The 17,317-nt window shown below is 69.2% G+C and carries 13 protein-coding genes and 3 pseudogenes; 9 read left to right on the top strand and 7 right to left on the bottom strand.

Annotation, left to right across the window (positions count from 1 at the left end; translation table 11 throughout):
• Positions 1-410 precede the first annotated feature (410 nt).
• A complete protein-coding gene (locus tag CU044_RS05860) occupies positions 411-1,934 on the top strand; it encodes an FAD-binding oxidoreductase (RefSeq protein ID WP_129767365.1) in 1,524 nt (507 codons plus the stop codon).
• Positions 1,935-2,794: 860 nt separating this feature from the next.
• On the opposite strand, the gene CU044_RS38390 is transcribed toward CU044_RS05860, so the two are convergent.
• Positions 2,795-2,947 (bottom strand): hypothetical protein, encoded by a 153-nt coding sequence (locus tag CU044_RS38390; protein ID WP_165371793.1) that lies wholly within the window; start codon positions 2,945-2,947, stop codon positions 2,795-2,797.
• 139 nt (positions 2,948-3,086) lie between these two features.
• On the opposite strand from CU044_RS38390, the pseudogene CU044_RS05855 reads away from it, so the two are divergent.
• A pseudogene (locus CU044_RS05855) lies at positions 3,087-3,392 on the top strand (GNAT family N-acetyltransferase); the annotation flags it as partial.
• A 273-nt stretch (positions 3,393-3,665) separates the two neighbouring features.
• Complete coding sequence (locus CU044_RS05850) at positions 3,666-4,127, top strand: hypothetical protein (protein ID WP_240045371.1); 462 nt, start codon at positions 3,666-3,668, stop codon at positions 4,125-4,127.
• Positions 4,128-4,268: 141 nt separating this feature from the next.
• Here CU044_RS05850 and CU044_RS05845 read toward each other — a convergent pair whose 3' ends face one another.
• The gene (locus CU044_RS05845; protein ID WP_129767364.1) at positions 4,269-4,976 is read right to left on the bottom strand and encodes a hypothetical protein; all 708 of its coding nucleotides are present in this window, start codon (positions 4,974-4,976) and stop codon (positions 4,269-4,271) included.
• 295 nt (positions 4,977-5,271) lie between these two features.
• Here CU044_RS05845 and CU044_RS05840 point away from each other — a divergent pair, with 295 nt between their 5' ends.
• On the top strand, positions 5,272-5,865 hold the full coding sequence (locus CU044_RS05840; protein ID WP_129767363.1) for a GNAT family protein: 594 nt from the start codon (positions 5,272-5,274) through the stop codon (positions 5,863-5,865).
• A gap of 50 nt (positions 5,866-5,915) precedes the next feature.
• Here CU044_RS05840 and CU044_RS39350 read toward each other — a convergent pair.
• Positions 5,916-6,102, bottom strand: a pseudogene (locus CU044_RS39350) (glycosyltransferase family 2 protein); the annotation flags it as partial.
• Between the two features lie 111 nt (positions 6,103-6,213).
• Positions 6,214-6,498: pseudogene (locus CU044_RS05830) on the bottom strand (ATP-binding cassette domain-containing protein); the annotation flags it as partial.
• Positions 6,499-6,977: 479 nt separating this feature from the next.
• Between CU044_RS05830 and CU044_RS05825 the strand changes: the two are divergent.
• On the top strand, positions 6,978-8,339 hold the full coding sequence (locus CU044_RS05825) for a cation:dicarboxylase symporter family transporter (protein WP_240045391.1): 1,362 nt from the start codon (positions 6,978-6,980) through the stop codon (positions 8,337-8,339).
• 83 nt (positions 8,340-8,422) lie between these two features.
• On the opposite strand, the gene CU044_RS05820 is transcribed toward CU044_RS05825, so the two are convergent.
• The gene (locus CU044_RS05820) at positions 8,423-9,970 is read right to left on the bottom strand and encodes a trypsin-like peptidase domain-containing protein (protein ID WP_129767361.1); all 1,548 of its coding nucleotides are present in this window, start codon (positions 9,968-9,970) and stop codon (positions 8,423-8,425) included.
• Positions 9,971-10,186: 216 nt separating this feature from the next.
• Here CU044_RS05820 and CU044_RS05815 point away from each other — a divergent pair, with 216 nt between their 5' ends.
• The 3 genes from CU044_RS05815 to CU044_RS05805 all read left to right on the top strand — a co-directional run bounded on the left by CU044_RS05815 (position 10,187) and on the right by CU044_RS05805 (position 13,100).
• A complete protein-coding gene (locus tag CU044_RS05815) occupies positions 10,187-11,095 on the top strand; it encodes a glycerophosphodiester phosphodiesterase (RefSeq protein ID WP_129767360.1) in 909 nt (302 codons plus the stop codon).
• A 161-nt stretch (positions 11,096-11,256) separates the two neighbouring features.
• Complete coding sequence (locus CU044_RS05810; RefSeq protein ID WP_345790120.1) at positions 11,257-11,892, top strand: ATP-binding protein; 636 nt, start codon at positions 11,257-11,259, stop codon at positions 11,890-11,892.
• 242 nt (positions 11,893-12,134) lie between these two features.
• Positions 12,135-13,100 carry a DUF5926 family protein gene (locus CU044_RS05805; RefSeq protein WP_129767358.1) on the top strand — a complete coding sequence of 322 codons (966 nt, stop codon included), beginning with the start codon at positions 12,135-12,137 and terminating at the stop codon, positions 13,098-13,100.
• A 204-nt stretch (positions 13,101-13,304) separates the two neighbouring features.
• Here the strand turns inward: CU044_RS05805 and CU044_RS40155 are convergent, their stop codons facing one another.
• Entirely contained in the window at positions 13,305-13,841 is a 537-nt protein-coding gene (locus CU044_RS40155; protein ID WP_345790119.1) for a hypothetical protein, read from the bottom strand.
• A gap of 523 nt (positions 13,842-14,364) precedes the next feature.
• On the bottom strand, positions 14,365-15,048 hold the full coding sequence (locus CU044_RS05795; protein WP_129767357.1) for a bifunctional DNA primase/polymerase: 684 nt from the start codon (positions 15,046-15,048) through the stop codon (positions 14,365-14,367).
• 627 nt (positions 15,049-15,675) lie between these two features.
• On the opposite strand from CU044_RS05795, the gene CU044_RS05790 reads away from it, so the two are divergent.
• Positions 15,676-17,217, top strand: coding sequence for a PP2C family protein-serine/threonine phosphatase (locus tag CU044_RS05790; RefSeq protein WP_129767356.1), 1,542 nt, complete (start codon positions 15,676-15,678; stop codon positions 17,215-17,217).
• Positions 17,218-17,317 lie beyond the last annotated feature (100 nt).

The following is a 17,317-nucleotide window of genomic DNA, read 5'->3' as shown; positions in this document are numbered from 1 at the left end:
ACGTCCGCGGTTGTCCGCCGCCGTGCGTCGGCGTTGTCACGCGGTTAGACACTCACCCGCCCAACCCGACCGAGCGCTGAGAAGGTGCGGGCACACCGGTTCAACCAGGCCTTAGCAGCTGGTCGCCATTCCGCCGACGGGCGTGCGGGTCTGCCGCGGTACGCCGTCAGGACCACTGTCACAGCGACAGTCGGCGCACAACAAACGGCGATCTTACAAACCGGTTATGACGAGATCCGCTGGGTTACTCCTTCAGGCTGTCGTCATCGTCCTCAATTGGCGTGGCGGGAAACACCGCACGGCCACCCCCTTAGCGTGCGGAGGTCAACCACAAAGGACTGCCCGGCAGCGGGCAGATAAGGGCTCCCTTAGCCGCGTACCGGGGTAGCCCGATCGAGAGGATCTGGACCTTGAGCGATTTTTCTCGCCGCTACCTGCTCAGGGCGTCGGCGGCCGCCGGCGTCGGGGCGGTCGTCGTCCCGGGCCTTACGGCCGCAGGCGCGCCGGATATCGCGGCCGCGAGCACCCCGGGCCTTATGGCCGCGAGCGACCCGAGTGGAAGGCCGGGATGCCCGCCGGCGAAGCTGACCGGCCACATCGTCCGCCCCGGTGACGCCTCGTACACGGATGACCGAATCGGGTACGACCAGCTCTTCTCTCACTATCCGCTGGTCATCGTCTTCGCACAGGAAACCCAGGACGTGGTGAACGCCCTCACGTGGGCGCGGCAGCACAACGTCGCGCTGCGTGTACGGAGCGGCCGCCACGCCCTTGAGGGCTGGTCGAACGTCGACAACGGCATCGTGATCGACGTCAGCCAGCTGAAGTCGGTCCAGATCGACACCGACGCCCGTATCGCGACGGTCGGCGCCGGGCTGACCCAGTTGGAAGCGGTGACGACGCTCGCCAAGCAGAACCTTGCCGTCACAACCGGAAGTGAGGGCAGCGTCGGCTTGGTCGGTGCGACGGTCGGCGGCGGCCTCGGGCCCCTCAACCGCTGGCTCGGCATGGCTTGCGACAGCCTGATCGGGACCGAGGTCGTCGTCCCGTCGGGTCACGACTGCGCCGAGGTGATCCGTGCCGACTTGAATGACCACTCGGACCTGCTGTGGGCGCTCCGCGGGGCGGGAAACGGCAACTTCGGGATCGTCACGCAACTCACCTACAAGGTGCACTCGCTCAAGCGTATCGCCTATGTGCAGGCGACCTGGGACGGCCTGGGGGACCTGCACGGAATCTTCGATGCATGGCAGCGTACGGTACCGTTCGCCGACAACCGTCTCGGATCCGAAGTCGAGATCCACAAGTCCCAGATCCTGCTGTCCGGGTGGCTCGCGGAGGGGTCGGCGGCAGAGGCCAAAGAGATGCTGGCCCCGATCCTGTCGGTCGGTACGCCCGATGTGAAGGTGCAGGTCGGTAACTGGGGCGACATCTATGCGGGATCCCAGGTCCCGCGCGCGCAAGAGCCCGCCAACGTGAAGTTCTTCTCGGAGTTCGCCAAGCAGCTGTTCCCGAAGAAGGCGATCGACGTCATCGGCGACTTCATGCGAAACGCTCCCACGGAGGACAGCAACTACTTCGTCGATGCCTTCGGCGGGGCGATCAAGAGGGAGCCCCGCGGCGGCACGGCGTTCGTGCACCGCGACGCGATTTTCTACGGCGAGATCGGCGCAGCCTGGGGGACTCCTTCAACGACACCAGGCGTCTGCGACCCGCTCACCTCGACATGCCAGGCCTGGACCGCCGAGTTCAGCCAGGCGATGCGGCCCTACGTGGACGGCGCCTACGTCAACGTGCCGAACGTCGGAATGCAGGAGTGGGAGACCGCCTACTGGGGGAGACACAACTTCGAGCGGCTGCGCAAGATCAAGGCGAAGTACGACCCCTGCAACGTCTTCCAGTACGAGCAGAGCATCCCGCCCGCGTCACTCTGATCGACAGTTCGCCGTCGGGACCCCGCCCAGGGGTATTTTAGCCTGAGGGCTGCGCGCCTTGCGCTAAAGGACCAGTCGGCGGAGCGGCTTTGGGCTGGAGTTGCTTTGGCGCGAGTGATCATGGCCCCGTAAGCTTCCGGCGCGTCGGGCAGTCTGTGGACCTGCCCGGTAAGGCACGACGTTGGGGCCATGGTCTTCGAGGCTCGCGCCAAAGTGGCTGCGTAAAACCGTGGAGCCGGCCGCCCGCCCGCGCCGTGCGCGGGCCTTGAAACCGTAGAGAAATTTGTTACTCACGCTGTTCTTGGGGCTGGGCGTACTCCTCCACGCAGGCTGGGAGGTTGTTTTCTTGGCTGCTCGCCAGTTTGAAAGAAGCGTGGGGAAGGTTGTTACTCAGCAGCGGTCCCTGACGGAAGACCCTTGGGCCGTAAGTTTGGTCCGTGGGTGGTCCGTGCGTGCTGATCCACGGCGGTATAGCAGCGGCACAGGTTGAGACAGCGCGTACAGAGGCGGAGCACCGGACCTGTCCGGTGGCCCCGACTCATCTGCGCTTATGTGGAGCTGGTGAAACTCCACCCAGCCGTCAATCGGTGGTTGTTCGGAACCGCTTCGGGTTTCAAGACCGTTCCCTTAGGCCGCTCGGGCAACCCACCCACGCCCCGCCCACCAGCGACGGAGCGGCTACAGCCTCCCGGCTGCGCGATCTCGATGTGCGGCCCTGGCCAGAGGATGGCCATGGCACGCTTCCACCGACCACGTCCAGCGAGGGATCACGCCCCGCCAAGCAGGCTCTCATGCCCCTGTACACCCCTTCGGGCCGGACGACTTGCTTGCTCACTCGCCGGCTCCAAGGGCGCTACGAGTCAGCCGCTGCTGTCGCGGCGCGCAGCCGGCAGCAAGAGGTTCCGCTTCGGATGGTTCTCGCCCATGGCCTTGCCCTGCATTCCGAGATCAACCCGAGCCGCTTCATGGAACTCGTTGATCTCCCGGAAGGCGCGCGGTTCCGCTCCCGCCACTCCTCCAGGGTGCCTTCGGTCTTCCCGGTCGCCTGCCACACCAGCCGGCCGGAAACCGCGTGCGAACTGTCGGTGCGGTGGTGTGTGATCGGAGGTATGGCGATTGTGCTGGGCAAGCCGGGAGTCGGCGGGCTGACTGCCGTACACCGACGCCCGGTGTCTGGTCGCGTACGACGACCGCGACAACGCGGCGGCGGCGGTGACGGTGTGGTCAGCCGGTCCGGGCAGGCCCGGGTTGCTCGAACCGATGGGCGTGCACCGGGAACATCGCCGTCACGGCTACGGCAGGGCGATCACCGTCGCCGCGGCTGCCGCACTCCAGGAACTGGGCTCGTCGAGCGCGATCGTCTGCACCCCGAGCTCCAATCCCGGCGCCGTCGCCACCTACAAGTCGGCCGGCTTCCAGCAACGCCCCGAGGTCCGGGACCAATACCGGGACGCCTAGGGGCTCTCGGTGTCTTGCCTCCTCGAACACGAGCGCAGCCAGATGAGGAGTGTGTGGCAGCGGTGACGGCCAAGCCCAGTGGCCACTCGTCAGATCTCCACGCCCCACAACGCCTGATCATCACTGGACCTTGATCGACTTCCGCAATAGACCCTTGATCCGTGCCCAAGCGCGGACACGACCGCTGAGGGGAGACCGCTGGACCCCCGCTCTGTACCTACCGCTAGAGTGCGATGCTTGTTCGATTCGCCGGGGGGCGAAGGGGGAGGGGTCGTGAGCGTACAACTGAGAGACGTCGCCGGGGAGTTGGCGGGGGTGTTGTGGCGGGAGCACACCGTGTATCGGGAGCGGTCCGGTGGTGTGGTCATCCGGGGCGAGCATGTACGGCGGTGGATCAGCCTCGCCCCGACGGCCGGCCGGGACGAGGTCCTTGTGCGCGCGGGGCGCATCCTGGACGGCGGCACCACCGCTCCGGCGCGTTCGGAGGCCGTGGTGCCCCTCTCAGCCGGTACAGGCGTGCTCGCCGCGACCTGCCGTCGCCTGCTCGCCGAGGCGGCGGCCGATGTCGCGCCGGTCGCGCCGGGACGGACAGCGCCCAAGCGGTCGAAGCGGTCCGGGAAGGCCGCGCGACCCAAGGACCGTGGGAAACACACCAGTTTCGGTTCATGGGTGATCCTCGCCTGTGTCGCCGGTGTGATCGCCCTGTACGTCTACAGCACCGCGAGGCATGGCTAGCCGGTCGGCGGCACCTTCAACACCCGCAACCCCACCTACTCGGCGAACGTCATCACCTCCGCCTCTTTGAGCGGCCGGGGCTGAACTGGATTTCTCGCGGGCGTACTTGGGCGGAGTTGGGGGGGGAACCGAGCTTGCCGGTCAGCCGCCCTGGTAGATCGTGGTGCACAGCAGCGTGGCGCCGTCGTCCACCAGCCAGGCCCAGTAGCGCGTCTGGTCGCCCGCTGCCCGGCGGCAGTTGTTCGCGTTGGCGCCCGCCGGGGCGCGGTAGACGCCTGTGATGTGCATGATCTGGTTGTACGGGGTGGGCACCGGCTCGCGTCGGCAGGCCACGGCCGTCATCATGGCGAGGGAGATCGAGTCGCCGGACTGCTGGCCGAGCATGCAGTAGGTGGAGTGGTAGATGCGGGTGAGGCAGAGCTTCGTGGTGTCGCCGGTGGTGGCGGACCGGTAGCTCCAGTACGACTTCCCGTAACTGGTGGGGCAGGCCGTGTCGGTGGCGGTCACCCGGACCAGCGCCTGCTCGTCGGCGCAGGACATGGGGTCCGGCGGAACATCGACGCTCCAGTCGATGCTGGTGGTGCCCCCGCGGCCCGTGTCGTAGAGCGCCAGGCAGTCGCCGGCCGAGATGGCTTTGAACGCCTCTTCGGTGGGATCCGGAGTGGGTGTCGACGGCTCGGGGGTGGACTCGTCCGTGCTCCCCTCACTGGTGTCACGGTTACCGGGGGTGTAGACGGTCGGCGAAGGCGTGTACGAGGCCGGGCTGGAACTGGATGGGGGCGAGTCGGCCAACAGATCCTTAAGCTCCGCCGCGTTGCTCACGCCCAGCCAGGCCAGAATCGACAGCACGGATGCGATTCCCCCGAGCAGTGCCAACAACTTGGCAGTGGAATGATCATCGGATGCGCCCGCCACAATGCCCTCCCCCGCAGAGGCTCAGACGATATTAAATTTTTGGCGCCGCTGAGGGTCGAACTCCCGTTATCCCGCCCCTGTTGGCCACCCCCGCACAGATCCAGCAACCCACGGGTCGCAACCGGACGCAGGACGACGACAGGCCAATACGGTTCGGTGCCGGCCGAGGCGTGGTGCCCACCAACTAAATCGTGTGGCCGCGGCCTCCAGCGATCCGTAGCATCCGCCTGTGACTGAGGATGCGAGGGAAGAGCCGGCCGCTGAGGCGGACCGGGAGCCGTGTTGGCGGGGGAGGAAAGTCGGTCTCTCGCCTCTCGATGCCGATGACGCCGAGCTGGTGCACAGGTGGCGGTCCGACCCGGTGGCCGCTCATGAGATCGGCATCTGGCCCCAGCCGCTGTCCGGCCTCCGTGAACGTATCGAGCGCCACGTGGAGGACCAGGGCCGCGACGACTTCATCGTTCTCCTCCCTGATAGCACGCCGGTCGGCCACATCGCCCTCTTCGACCAGGACATGGTCGAAGGTACGGCGGAGGTCTATCTGATGCTGGGCCCGCAGAACCGTGGGCAGGGCTACGGCATGGACGCCTTGAACGCTCTGGTCGATCTGGCTTTCGGTGAACTGCCGATGCACCGCCTCCAGGCAGTCACCCACACGGACAACACAGCCGCGCTCACCACCCTGACAAACGCCGGGTTCATCCAGGAGGGGGTGCGCCGCTCGGCATGCCTGCATCGGGGGCGCCGCTACGACCTCGCGGTCCTGTCTCTGCTCCGCACCGAGTGGGAGGCGCTGACGCGCCCCAGATCCTGGGACCTCTGACCAACGTCGCCTCTGACCAGCGTCGTTGCCGCAGGCTCCGGTTGGCCGGCTCAGCCCGCGGCCGGATAGTTCCACCGCAGGTACGAGAGCGCCCGCGCACGCGCCGCCACCACCGCCATCCGGGCATCCCGCTCCGCCGGGTCGGTGTGCGGCCTGGCCCGTCGCCTGGCCAGGCCACTTGCGGTACAGGAGCCCCACCTCCGGAGAGAACCAGCCGCGGCTGACCGAGTCCAGCGCGTAGCCGAGTTCACCCGGACTCCGCCGGATCAGAGGCGCAGACGACTCGGCCGGGGCCCGGGCCCGGTCGGTCGCGGGAGCCGTTGGTCCGTCCCCGGTCTCGTGCACCGGCTCAAGTGCTTCGAACGTGCTCCGCCCGGGATGGACGGACTTGGCGTCCAGCAGGGTGCCGATCTCACGCAACGGCGCGGCATGCCGGGCGTAGGCGCGCCCGTTGACGGTGACCGAGCCCGCGGTCGGGGCGTCCAGGCCGACGATCATCCGCATGGTCGTCGACTTTCCCGCACCGTTCGGCCCCAGGAAACCCGTCACCTCGCCGGGTTTCACGGTGAAGGACAGACGGCCGACCACCGTCTTGTCCCCGTACCGCTTGGTCAGCTCACTCGCCTCGATCATGGCTTCGGTCCTCTCGTTCCTCGAACGCGGGCCGCGAACCCTCCGCGACCTGCACGTTCGACGCTACGAGTGAGACGGGCCCGATCCCTGGGACCACAGGCGATACTTCGCGGTGGCACTGGTACCGCGGTACCAGTGAGCGCTCATCCTCAAGTCGGGCGGCGGGAAGTCGGGCGGCGGGGCCGGCCGTCTTCCCGCCGCCGGTACGGCGGGACCGCGCACCGGGAGCCGCCGCCGGAACCGGGCCGGCCGCGCGCCCACCCCGGCTTCCCGTCTTGAGGGACACCGAATCGATTATCGTCGCGCTCATACCGTTTTGGCCTGGTTCGCCGTTTCACGTAACGGGGTGACCGGCGTTCGTAACGCCGTCCTCATGCCGTCGAATCCCGCCTCCTTGAGAGTGATCTTCGCGGAAGGTTCATTCCGCATGCCAGAAGCGCTCATGGGAGATGTTCGTGCTGATACGACGCGCAGGCTCGTTGCTGCGTACCTCACTGTTCACTCAGGTCGCCGTCGCTCTGTTGCTCGGAGTGCTGGTCGGGAAGGTGTGGCCGGAGGCCGGCGCTGCCGTGCAGTGGGTCAGTGACGGCTTCATCCGCCTGATCAAGACGATGATCGCGCCGCTGGTCTTCTGTGTCGTTGTCACCGGTATCGCCAAGGCGGGGGACCTGCGGGCGTTCGGGCGGATCGGGGTCAAGGCGCTGGTCTGGTTCGAGGTCGCCAGTACGCTCGCGCTCGTCCTCGGGCTCGTCGCGGCCAATCTGGTGTCGCCGGGGGCCGGGATGAACGTCGATCCCGCCACCCTGGACCCCGACGCCGTCGACGCCAAGACCGGCGGGGGCGAGCTGGCGTCCACCTCCGACTTCGTTCTGGAGTCCCTGCCCACCAGCTTCGTCGGCGCGTTCGCCGAGAATTCGATCCTGCAAGTGCTGGTCCTGGCCTGTCTGACCGGCGCCGCTCTGCTCCATCTCGGGCCCAAGGTGCCCGCCATCCTGCCCGCCGTCGCCCAGGTGGAGACCGTCGTCTTCACGCTCGTGGGATACATCATGCGGCTGGCGCCCCTGGCCGTGTTCGCCGCCTCGGCCGGCCTGATCGGGCAGTACGGGCTGACGGTCATCACCACGTACGGGAAGCTGATCGCGGTCTGCTACCTGGTCGGGCTGCTGTTCCTCGGGCTGCTCGCGGTCGCGCTGCGGCTGCTCACCGGGATCAGCCTCTGGCACTTCGTCCGCTACACCCGCGCCGAGCTGCTGCTCGCGCTCGGCACCGCCTCCAGCGAGAGCGTGATGCCGCGCATGATGGACAAGCTGCGCAAGGCCGGCTGCCGGGACGACGCGGTGGGGCTCGTGCTGCCCACCGGCTACTCCTTCAACCTCGACGGCGCGTCCATCTATCTATCGGTCGGCACGCTGTTCATCGCGCAGGCGGTCGGCGTGGACCTGAGCCTGGGCCAGCAGGTGACGGTCGTACTGGTGCTGATGCTCACCAGCAAGGGGATGGCGGGCGTGCCGGGCTCGGCCTTCCTCGCCCTGTCCGCCACCGCCTCGTCGCTGGGCGTCATCCCGGCGGGCGCGGTCGCGCTGCTGCTCGGCGCGGACCGGATCATGGACTCGATGCGGGTCGTGGTCAACCTGCTCGGCAACTGCGTGGCGGTGTTCGTCGTCTCGCGCTGGGACGGTGCCCTCGACCTGCCCCTCGCCCGCCGCGTTCTGACGGTCCCGTCGGGTGAGTCGGTGACGGACGAGGACGAGGACGAGTCCGCGACGGTGACGCCGGTGACCGACGAGTCCGCCGGCAGTACCCCTGATCAGGCCCCCGCCAACACGACGGCCGGCGGCTGAGCGTGCTCCACGCCCTACCGCCGGCCTCCGGATACGGGCCCGATGTCAAGGTACGGGCCCGGTGACGCGTACGGGCCCGCCCGTCAGCTCTCGCCCTGGCGCTCGCCCAAGGTCACCTGGGCCGTGGACTCCTTGCCGTCCCGCTTGTAGGTCAGGGTGACCTTGTCGCCGGGCCGGTGGGTCCAGATCTGGCCGATGAGGGTGGGGCCGCTGTCGATCGGGGTGCCGTTGAACTTGGTGATGACGTCCCCGGCCTTCAGACCCGCCTTGGCGGCCGGGCCGTTCGGGACGACGGCCGGGCTGCCGCCCTCGCCCTGGGCCGAGATCGTGGCACCTTCGCCGCCCTCGGCCATCGTGACCGTGGCGCCGATCACGGGGTAGACCGGCTTGCCCGTCTTGATGAGCTGATCGGCCACGTTCTTCGCCTGGTTGATCGGGATGGCGAAGCCCAGCCCGATGGAGCCCGCCTGGGACTGCCCCATGCCGCCGCTGCCCGCCGACTGGATGGCCGAGTTGATGCCGATGACCGCGCCCCGCGAATCCAGCAGCGGGCCACCGGAGTTGCCCGGGTTGATGGAGGCGTCGGTCTGGAGGGCACTCATGTACGAGTTGCTGGAGCCGGAGCCGTCACCCGACGCGACCGGGCGGTTCTTGGCGCTGATGATGCCCGTGGTGACCGTGTTGGAGAGACCGAACGGCGCGCCGATCGCGATCGTCGAGTCCCCGACGGCCACCTGCTCCGAGTTGGCGAGCGGGAGCGGGGTCAGCCCGGGAGGCGCCTCCTTCAGCTTCACCACGGCCACGTCGTAGCCCTCGGCCCGGCCGACGACCTCGGCGTTGTACTTCTTGCCGTTGGAGAAGGTCGCCGTGAGGTCACCTCCGTTCGCCGCGGAGGCCACCACGTGGTTGTTGGTGAGGATGTGGCCTTCCCTGTCGTAGACGAAGCCGGTGCCCGTACCGCCTTCGCCGTTGCCGCCCTGCGCCTCGATGGTGACGACGCTCGGCAGCGACTTGGCGGCCACCGAGGCGACCGTACCGGCGTCGCGCTTGACCTCCTTCGGGGCGTCGGCCGCGGAGACGGTCGTCGAACCGATCGAGCCGTCGTCGTTGCTCTCGGCGGCCCAGTAACCGACCCCGCCGCCCACGCCGCCCGCGATCAGCGCGGCCGCGAGCACGGCGGTGATCAGCCCGCTCGGGCGCTTGCGCGGCGGCCTCGGCTCGTGTCCCTGCACCGGCGCGCCCCAGGCCGGACCGCCGTTGCCCACTCCTTCGTCGCCCGCTCCGCCGTACGAGCCGTACGAGGGGAACTCGGGCGGCGGCGGGGGCCAGCCCGCGTCCGCCGCGCGCGGCGGCGCGGCGGCGGCATGCTCCGGCGCGGGACCGTGCTGCGACTGTGGCTGTGGCTGTGGCGACGGGTACTGGGGGGCGGACTCGGGGAAACGGCCCGCCTGGTCGGCCGTCGGTGCCACCGGCTCACGCGGGGCCGGCTCACGCGGAGCCGGCTCGTGCGCCGTCGGCTCAGGCGCTGCCCCTCGCGGAGCGGACGCGGGCGTGCCCTCGGGAGCGGCATCCGGCACGGGAGGTACGGACGGGGCGGCGGGGACCGCGTTGCCCTCGTTCTCAGTGCTCACAGCTCTTTCTCCTCGGTTCCACGTCGTCTTCGGCAAGAGTCCGCTGTGCAAGTGTCCGCGGTCAGCTTTTCCCACAGCACGTCAGGCCACTGTAAGCAGGACCTGTGCATCTGTCCGTCATCCTTTACACCGGACAAAAAGAACGCACCTGGACCGACCGGCCGTGAGACACCAACCGTTCACTCACGTACCCCCTCACGATGACACCATGACGCGGTGACTCAAGCACGCCAGCACAGCATCCAGGTCGTCGCCCACCGCGGAGCCTCGGAGGACGCCCCCGAGCACACCCTGGCCGCGTACACGAAAGCCATCGAGGACGGCGCCGACGCGCTTGAGTGCGATGTACGGCTCACCGCGGACGGCCATCTCGTCTGCGTCCACGACCGCCGGGTGAACCGCACCTCCAACGGCCGCGGCGCCGTCTCCGCCCTGGAACTCGCCGATCTCGCGACCCTCGACTTCGGCTCCTGGAAGGACAGCGAGGAGAGCCCGGACTGGCGGGACCCGGAGTTCACCTCCGTACTGACGCTGGAGCGCCTGCTCGAACTGGTCGCGGACGCCGGCCGCCCCATCCAGCTGGCCATCGAGACCAAGCACCCCACCCGGTGGGCCGGGCAGGTGGAGGAACGGCTGCTGCAACTACTGAGGCGGTTCGGGCTGGTGGACGACTCCGCGCGCGGCGGCCGGACCCCGGGCGGCCCCACGCGGGGCGGCCGCGCCCCGGGCGGCACGCCTCCCGGCGAGCCCTTCCGGGGCCGGTCCGTGCCGGGCGGACCCGTTCCCGGCGAGTCGGCCGTTCGGATCATGAGCTTCTCGGCGCGCTCCCTGCACCGGATCGCCTCCGCCGCGCCCCAGCTGCCGACCGTCTACCTGATGCAGTTCGTGTCACCCCGGCTGCGCGACGGACGGCTTCCCGCGGGGGCGAGGATCGCGGGTCCCGGGATGCGGATCGTCCGTAACCACCCGGGATACATCGCCCGACTGCACAGGGCGGGCCACCGTGTCCATGTCTGGACGGTGAATGAGCCGGAAGATGTCGATCTCTGCGTTCGCCTCGGAGTGGAGGCGATCATCACCAATCGCCCCAAACAGGTTCTCTCCCAGCTGGGCCGCCTCACCTGACATTTCCTGACTCCGACTCACGGACAGTGACGAAGAGTGCACCGGCGCGTTCGTTCTGTGTTCGAACGTCATGAGTGCGTCAATGGCCTTCCCCTGGCCGGTTTCCGGTCCAGGCCATTGGGGCATCCACACGGTGGCGTGGGGCAAAGGAGGTCTCGGGGGTGGCGTTTGTGGTGGCACAGAAAGTGCCCACGTCGTCGTGCATGGCCGTACCCCATGGCCCTGCGGGCGTAGGCGAAGCGCGACACCGGATGCGCGAACAGTTGAGGCGCAGCGGGATGTCGGACTCGGTGGTGGACGACGCCGTACTGATCCTTTCCGAACTGCTCAGCAATGCCTGTCGGCACGGCAGACCGCTGGGGCGTACGGAGATCGGGGACGGCGATGTCCGTGCCGCCTGGCGCGTGGACAAGGCGGGCCGGCTGACCGTCGAGGTGACGGACGGCGGTGGTCCCACGCGGCCCATCCCCGCCACACCCTCGGTCACGGCACGCGGCGGGCGCGGGCTCAACATCATCACGGCCCTCGCCGAGGAGTGGGGGGTACGGGACAGCGCTTCCGGAGAAGTCACGGTGTGGGTCATCGTCACGAAAACGGAAGGGCATCGTCACGACAATTTCGCTACGCGCGTCACATCACCCCACCAGGGGCGGGAGAGCCGTGACGGCCTGGAGGAACTGGACGGACGACTCGACGGGTTGAACGGGTTGGACGCGCTGGAGGGCCTCGACGGACTGAGCGGCCTGGACGGACTGGACGGACCGAACGGACTGGACCGAACGGACTGGGCAGGCTGAACGGACCGGGCAGGCTGAACGGACCGGGCAGGCTGAACGGACCGGGTCAGGATCTGGCGGACGTCCCGGAGGACGCGGACGTCCTGGAGGACAGGGACCGACCGCCCCTCCGCCTCGTCAACGCATCGCCCCGCCGACCCGCCGCCTCGCCCGTTCGCGCGGCCGCATCGCACCCCCGCCAATCCCCGTACGGCTAGGCTCGCGCCGACACCGCATCGCCGCTACCGGGAGAAAGCCACACCATGGCCAAGAAGCGCCCCCAGACGAAGGCCGCGAAGGCTCAGCTCAAGGACGGACCCATTCCGGTGGTGGGGGCCCGTGAGCCCTGCCCGTGCGGGTCGGGCCGTCGCTACAAGGCCTGTCACGGCCGAGCCGCCGCGCACGCCGTGACCGAGCTGGTCCAGCGTCCCTTCGAGGGTCTCGCCGGTGAGTGCGACTGGGTCGCGCTGCGCGAGCTGGTGCCCGCCGCGACCGCCGAGCTGACCCTGAAGGGCGGACTGCCCGAGGGAGTTCCGTCCGTGACCCTCGCGACAGTCCTGCCGATGGCCTGGCCGGCCCTGCGCCGCGACGACGGCTCCGTACTGCTCGCCCTCCAGAACGACACCTCGTCCGGTGATCTGAGCCGCGATCTGGCCGACACGCTCCGGCGCGCGCTGACCGCGGAGCCCGGCAACCCGGTGGCCGCCGAGCGGGTGCCCGCCGACGGTCCGCGCCTCCAGGACCTGCTCGACCCCGACGCCGCCTTCACACCGGTCGTCCACTCCGGGTTCGAGTTCTGGGTGCCGGACGCGCAGAACGCCTCGGCGGAGGTGACCGCCTCCCTGGAGCGCGCCAACGCCGCCGCGATCCCCACCGCGCTGCTCTCGGGTACGGACGCCGCGTACTGGTGCGAGACGCCGGAGAAGAACCACCTCCGCTGGGTCATGCCGTACCCCGAGGAGAAGCTGCTCGACGCGCTCGCCCGGCTGCACGCCGCGGGCACATCAAGCCTTGGTGAGGGCACCCGGCTCGTCGGCTCCTTCCGGGCACACGGACTCACGGTGCCGGTGTGGGACCTGCCGAGCGCGATGGGCGCGGAGGAGTGCGAGAAGCCCGCGGCGGAGTTCGCCGAGCGGCTCACCGCGGCGCTCGCCGTCGACGAGCCGCTGACCGGCGACGAACGCCGGGCGCGTGGCGGGCTCACCAACCGCCAGGTGACGCTGAGCTGACAGTCCCGACGGACTGTGACGCGTTCCACGGAAGTCGGTGACACCTGTCACAACTTCCTCTACCGGCAGGTAATTCATTGTCCGAATACACCGGATCGAATTTGCTAACCGCCGATCTCTTGTTACGGTTCTAGAAGCCCGGTCGCTGGTGCATCCCCCGTCGCCAGCGACCGGGCGTCCGCGTTCTCGGACGCCCCCGGCGTGTCAACGAGCCGCCGGAGCAGGTGAGTTGCTTCCCGACCTCAGCAGCAGCGGCGCGGTCTCCACGCTCTCCGCACTCTTCGCGCTGTATCCCTCGGTCTCCCTGTTGTGCCCGCTGTACCCGCCGTTCCCTCTGTTCCCACTGTTCGCGGGAGCGGAGAACTCCGCCACCGCCATGTAGGCGGTGTGTTCGCCCCGGGACGGCTCGCGCGGTGTCTCGCAGATCGCCGGTTCGTCGTCGGCACCGATCGGGCAGTGGATCTGCACGGTCCGCCCGTACGGGCCCATCAGGCTCAGTACGGCGAGCAGTTCACCGCCCGTCTCGTTGCGGTAGTACGTACGCGCCCACGTGTCGAGACCGACGGTTCCACCAGACCCGCCAGGGTTGGCAGGGCTGGCAGGGCTGGCAGACCTGCCGGGGCTGCCGGGCTCGCCCGTCCTGTCGCGCCCCGCGGTCAGGACGCAGGTCTGCGCCTCGATTCCCTCGGGAGAGGTGACTTCGGGCCCGCATCGCTCGGTAGTGCGTCCCCCGGGGTCCATACCACCCCCACCGGCAGGCCCAGCGCCCTCAGCGCTCACAGCCATGGCGGACCCTTTAATTCCGGACACAGACGAAAGTGCCGTCTTCGCATCCGCAAGGACCCCGGACGCGCCTCTCGCCATGGCTCGCGCCGCGCCGCTCGCCGTACCGCTCTCTCTGCCGCCCCCTCTGCCGCCCATCGCAGTCGTACCGCTCCTCGCTCCCGCGTCGGACGGAGGGCCGTCCGCCGGGCCGGCGGAGGCGGCGAGCGGCAGCAGTGCGGTGAACACCACGACGGCCGCGAGCCCGATCATGCGGAGATTCATGGTGGGGCCCACCTGTCACTGCCGGGGAATTGCTGACGGTGGGCCGAAGATATCGACGGAATGAGGCGCCCACGGACCCCGCGCGCCCAATTCCCCGGCAACTCGGCCGCACTCGCACCCGGACGAGTGACAGAGCGTGAACGCGCCCCGGTCCGGGTCAGTCCGGACCGGGGCGCGAAGAGCCCTCAACAACGCCGAGGCGGTACACGGGCTGCCGTCAGTACGCGAGCCGGCTGCCGCCGTCCGGCGCACTCGTGCTCGCCTCGACGAGCGCGTCCACGACCGCCTCCACATCCGGCAGCCAGGGCGCCGCGGAGCCCTCCAGAGGCGCCCGCTCCCAGCGCACCTGTCCGCCGGCCGCCTCGGACGGCGGCAGCACCAGATAGCCGCCCTCGCCGTGGAACCGCAGCGAACTGGGCACCCAGTCCTTGCTGTAGAGCAGCTCACCGAGCTGTTCGAGGCTGTACGGGGCCACGAGCAGCGACCAGCGGGTCGGGGTCGCGACAACCGGCCCCAGCCGCATGCCCATCCGGTCCAGCTCCACCAGCGCACGCGCACCGGCGACCGCGGGGAGGCTCACCGCGCACGGCGCGCTGTCGCCCGTGGCCAGCACGATCGGGGCCGTGGGGCGGTTGCCCCACCACCAGCGCACCATTCGCTCGTCGGTGGTCGCGGCGAGCAGCCCGGGGTCGAAGGGGTGCGCGCCGGGCACGACGCATTCGAGGTCGGGGCAGGCGCATGCGTGGCCGCGTGTCCCGCGTCCGCCGGCCGACGTGAGTCCGGCGCCCGGCAGTACGGGCCATCTCCACGCAGTGGCGTAGGTGAGCGCCGCGTCAAGCTGAGCAGCCCTCCCCTTGCGCCGGAACCGGAGCCTGCGTCGCCTTCCGAGGATCTCGCGCATGAGCGCTCGTTCCTTTCCGTTGAACGCCGAGGTCCACATGACACTGACACCATGTGTGTGCATCACTTCACCGTGCGTACATTTCGACGCGTGGCCGCCCCTTGCCCGAGGCGATGGACAGACCTTCTCGGCCGTGGTGCGTCGCACCGTCCCTGAACCGAACTCGGACTGTCTTCATTAAACGCGTGGCGAGGGGTGGCGTGCGCATGGCGCTTACTGTCCCGCTGCCGTACCGCTGTACTCTTCCCGCCACTCCGGGGGATGGGTGTGAGTTACGGCGGTTAAGACGCCGAAGCCCGTCGGCAGGTTCCGAGGCGGTCCCAACTGCCCCTGTCCGTCACCGTTTACGTACCCATCACGTTCGAAATGACGCTCCACCCGGGTCGTACTCGAACTCAGCCCTGAAGGACTCCCAGTTGAGCGCCCTCAGTCGACCGCAAAACCACATCACCAGGGTCATTTTTTAGCCAAGTTCAGCGTCTCACAGACACCCGTCGTTCCTCTAGGACAATGCTGGACATCACATCAGCTGTACGTGTAGATGTGGATCTATTGATAGCTGCGCAGAATGACATGGGGGTTTGCAATGCTATTGAGTGAAATGAACCGTCTCGGAAGTCGGCTGCTATGAGCGCTCCGCACATGCCGAAAGTGGCTGGAATCAACTCCACGGTCCCTGCCCCCGCGCAGACTGCTCCGCCCCTCGACGCCCTGCCGGCCGCTCCGGGCGTGCTGATCCAGGACCAGTTGGCGGGCTGGGTCTCCGATCTCACCACCCTCCATGAACTCACCGAACGCCTGGCCAGGACCCGTTTCCTGGACAGCGCGCTGCACGAACTGCTGCGCGCCGGCGCCGCCCTGGCCGGCGCGCGACGGGGTCTCGTCCTGTTCGAACCGGCCGACGGTCTCGGTCCCGTCACCACCCTGGGGCTCGGACTCAGCCACGCCGATCTCGGCCACCTGGAGACCGTGCCGCGCCGCGCCACCTCGTACGGCAGGCTCCTCGACGGCGACGGCGACGGCGACGGCGACGGCATCGGCATCGGCGGACCGGCCGAACCGGTGGTTGTCCCCGATCTGCTCGCCGACACGGACGCGGGTGCAAGAGCAGAAGCGGGAACGGCAACGGGAACGCCAGCAGAAACGGATCCGCGCCAGCGCGAGGTGGCGGCGCGGCTCGGCCTCGGCGCCAGTTACGCCGTACCGCTCCTGGTCGGTGGCGCGAAGGGCCCTCCCGCAGAAGCCCCTCAGGTCCCTCAGCTCCCTCAGCTCCCTCAGTCCCCTCCGCCTGCTCAGCCCCCTCTGCCCGCGAAGCTCGGTGCCGCCGTCTGGTTGTACGACGAACCCACCGAGCCGACCGAACGGCAGCGCCATCTGATCGGTCTCTACGTCCGTTACGCCGGCGAACACCTCTCCCGTCTGCTGGAGCTGGAACGGGCCCGCGCCCATATGACCACCCTCACCCGCGAGCTGCTGCCCGGCCGGCTGCCCCGGATGCCCGGCGTACAACTCGCCGCGCGCCACCGCACCACGCCGGGTGGCGGCGGCGACTGGTACGACGCGCTGCCGCTCCCCGAGGGCGCTCTCAGCCTCGCCGTCGGCTCGGTCAGCGGCTCCGGGCCCGGCGCGCCGGCCGCGACGGGACGACTGCGCGCCGCCCTGCGGGCGTACGCGGTGATGGAGGGCGAGGACCCCATCGCCGTCCTCTCCGATCTGGAGCTGCTGCTGCGGCTGACCGAGCCCGCGTGTACGGCCACCGCGCTCTTCGCATACGCCGAACCCGCCCGGCGCACGCTCCTACTGGCCGGAGCCGGCCACGCGCCCCCGCTGGTCGTCGGGGACCGGCGCACCGAGTTCGTCGAGACGTCGTTGTCCGCGCCGCTCGGAATGCTGTCCTGCTGGCAGGCGCCGAGCGTGGAGCTGGTGACCGCACCCGGAGAAACGGTGCTGCTCTATACGGACGGCCTGCTGCGCCGTACGGGCGAGCCCATGGACCGGGCCTTCGCCCGGCTGCACGCGGCGGCCGCGAGCGTCCCCGCGACCGCCAGGGACGATCCGGGAGCGGTCGCCGACCACGTACTGCGGGCCCTGCCGCCCACAGGACCGGGGCCGGCCGGCCCCCCGGAACCGCACGAGGACTTCGTACTGCTCGCCGCCCGCTTTGAGTGATCATGACGGATTTCCCCTAGAGAGCCGGAGCCTTCCTCCCCTCGCACATACGATGGAAAAGATGGCCCAGATCAGCAGATGGTCCGGATCCGTAGTCGGT

The organism is Streptomyces sp. L-9-10 (genome assembly GCF_004151105.1).
GTDB lineage: Bacteria > Actinomycetota > Actinomycetes > Streptomycetales > Streptomycetaceae > Streptomyces.
This window is presented reverse-complemented; position numbering and strand designations above follow the sequence as displayed.

What these genes read in the sequence shown, in the direction of transcription:
- CU044_RS05805 (WP_129767358.1), top strand. Translation starts at nt 12,135, where the DNA reads ATGGCCAAGAAGCGCCCCCAGACGAAGGCCGCGAAGGCTCAGCTCAAG.
- CU044_RS40155 (WP_345790119.1), bottom strand. Translation starts at nt 13,841, where the DNA reads ATGGACCCCGGGGGACGCACTACCGAGCGATGCGGGCCCGAAGTCACC.
- CU044_RS05795 (WP_129767357.1), bottom strand. Translation starts at nt 15,048, where the DNA reads ATGCGCGAGATCCTCGGAAGGCGACGCAGGCTCCGGTTCCGGCGCAAG.
- CU044_RS05790 (WP_129767356.1), top strand. Translation starts at nt 15,676, where the DNA reads ATGAGCGCTCCGCACATGCCGAAAGTGGCTGGAATCAACTCCACGGTC.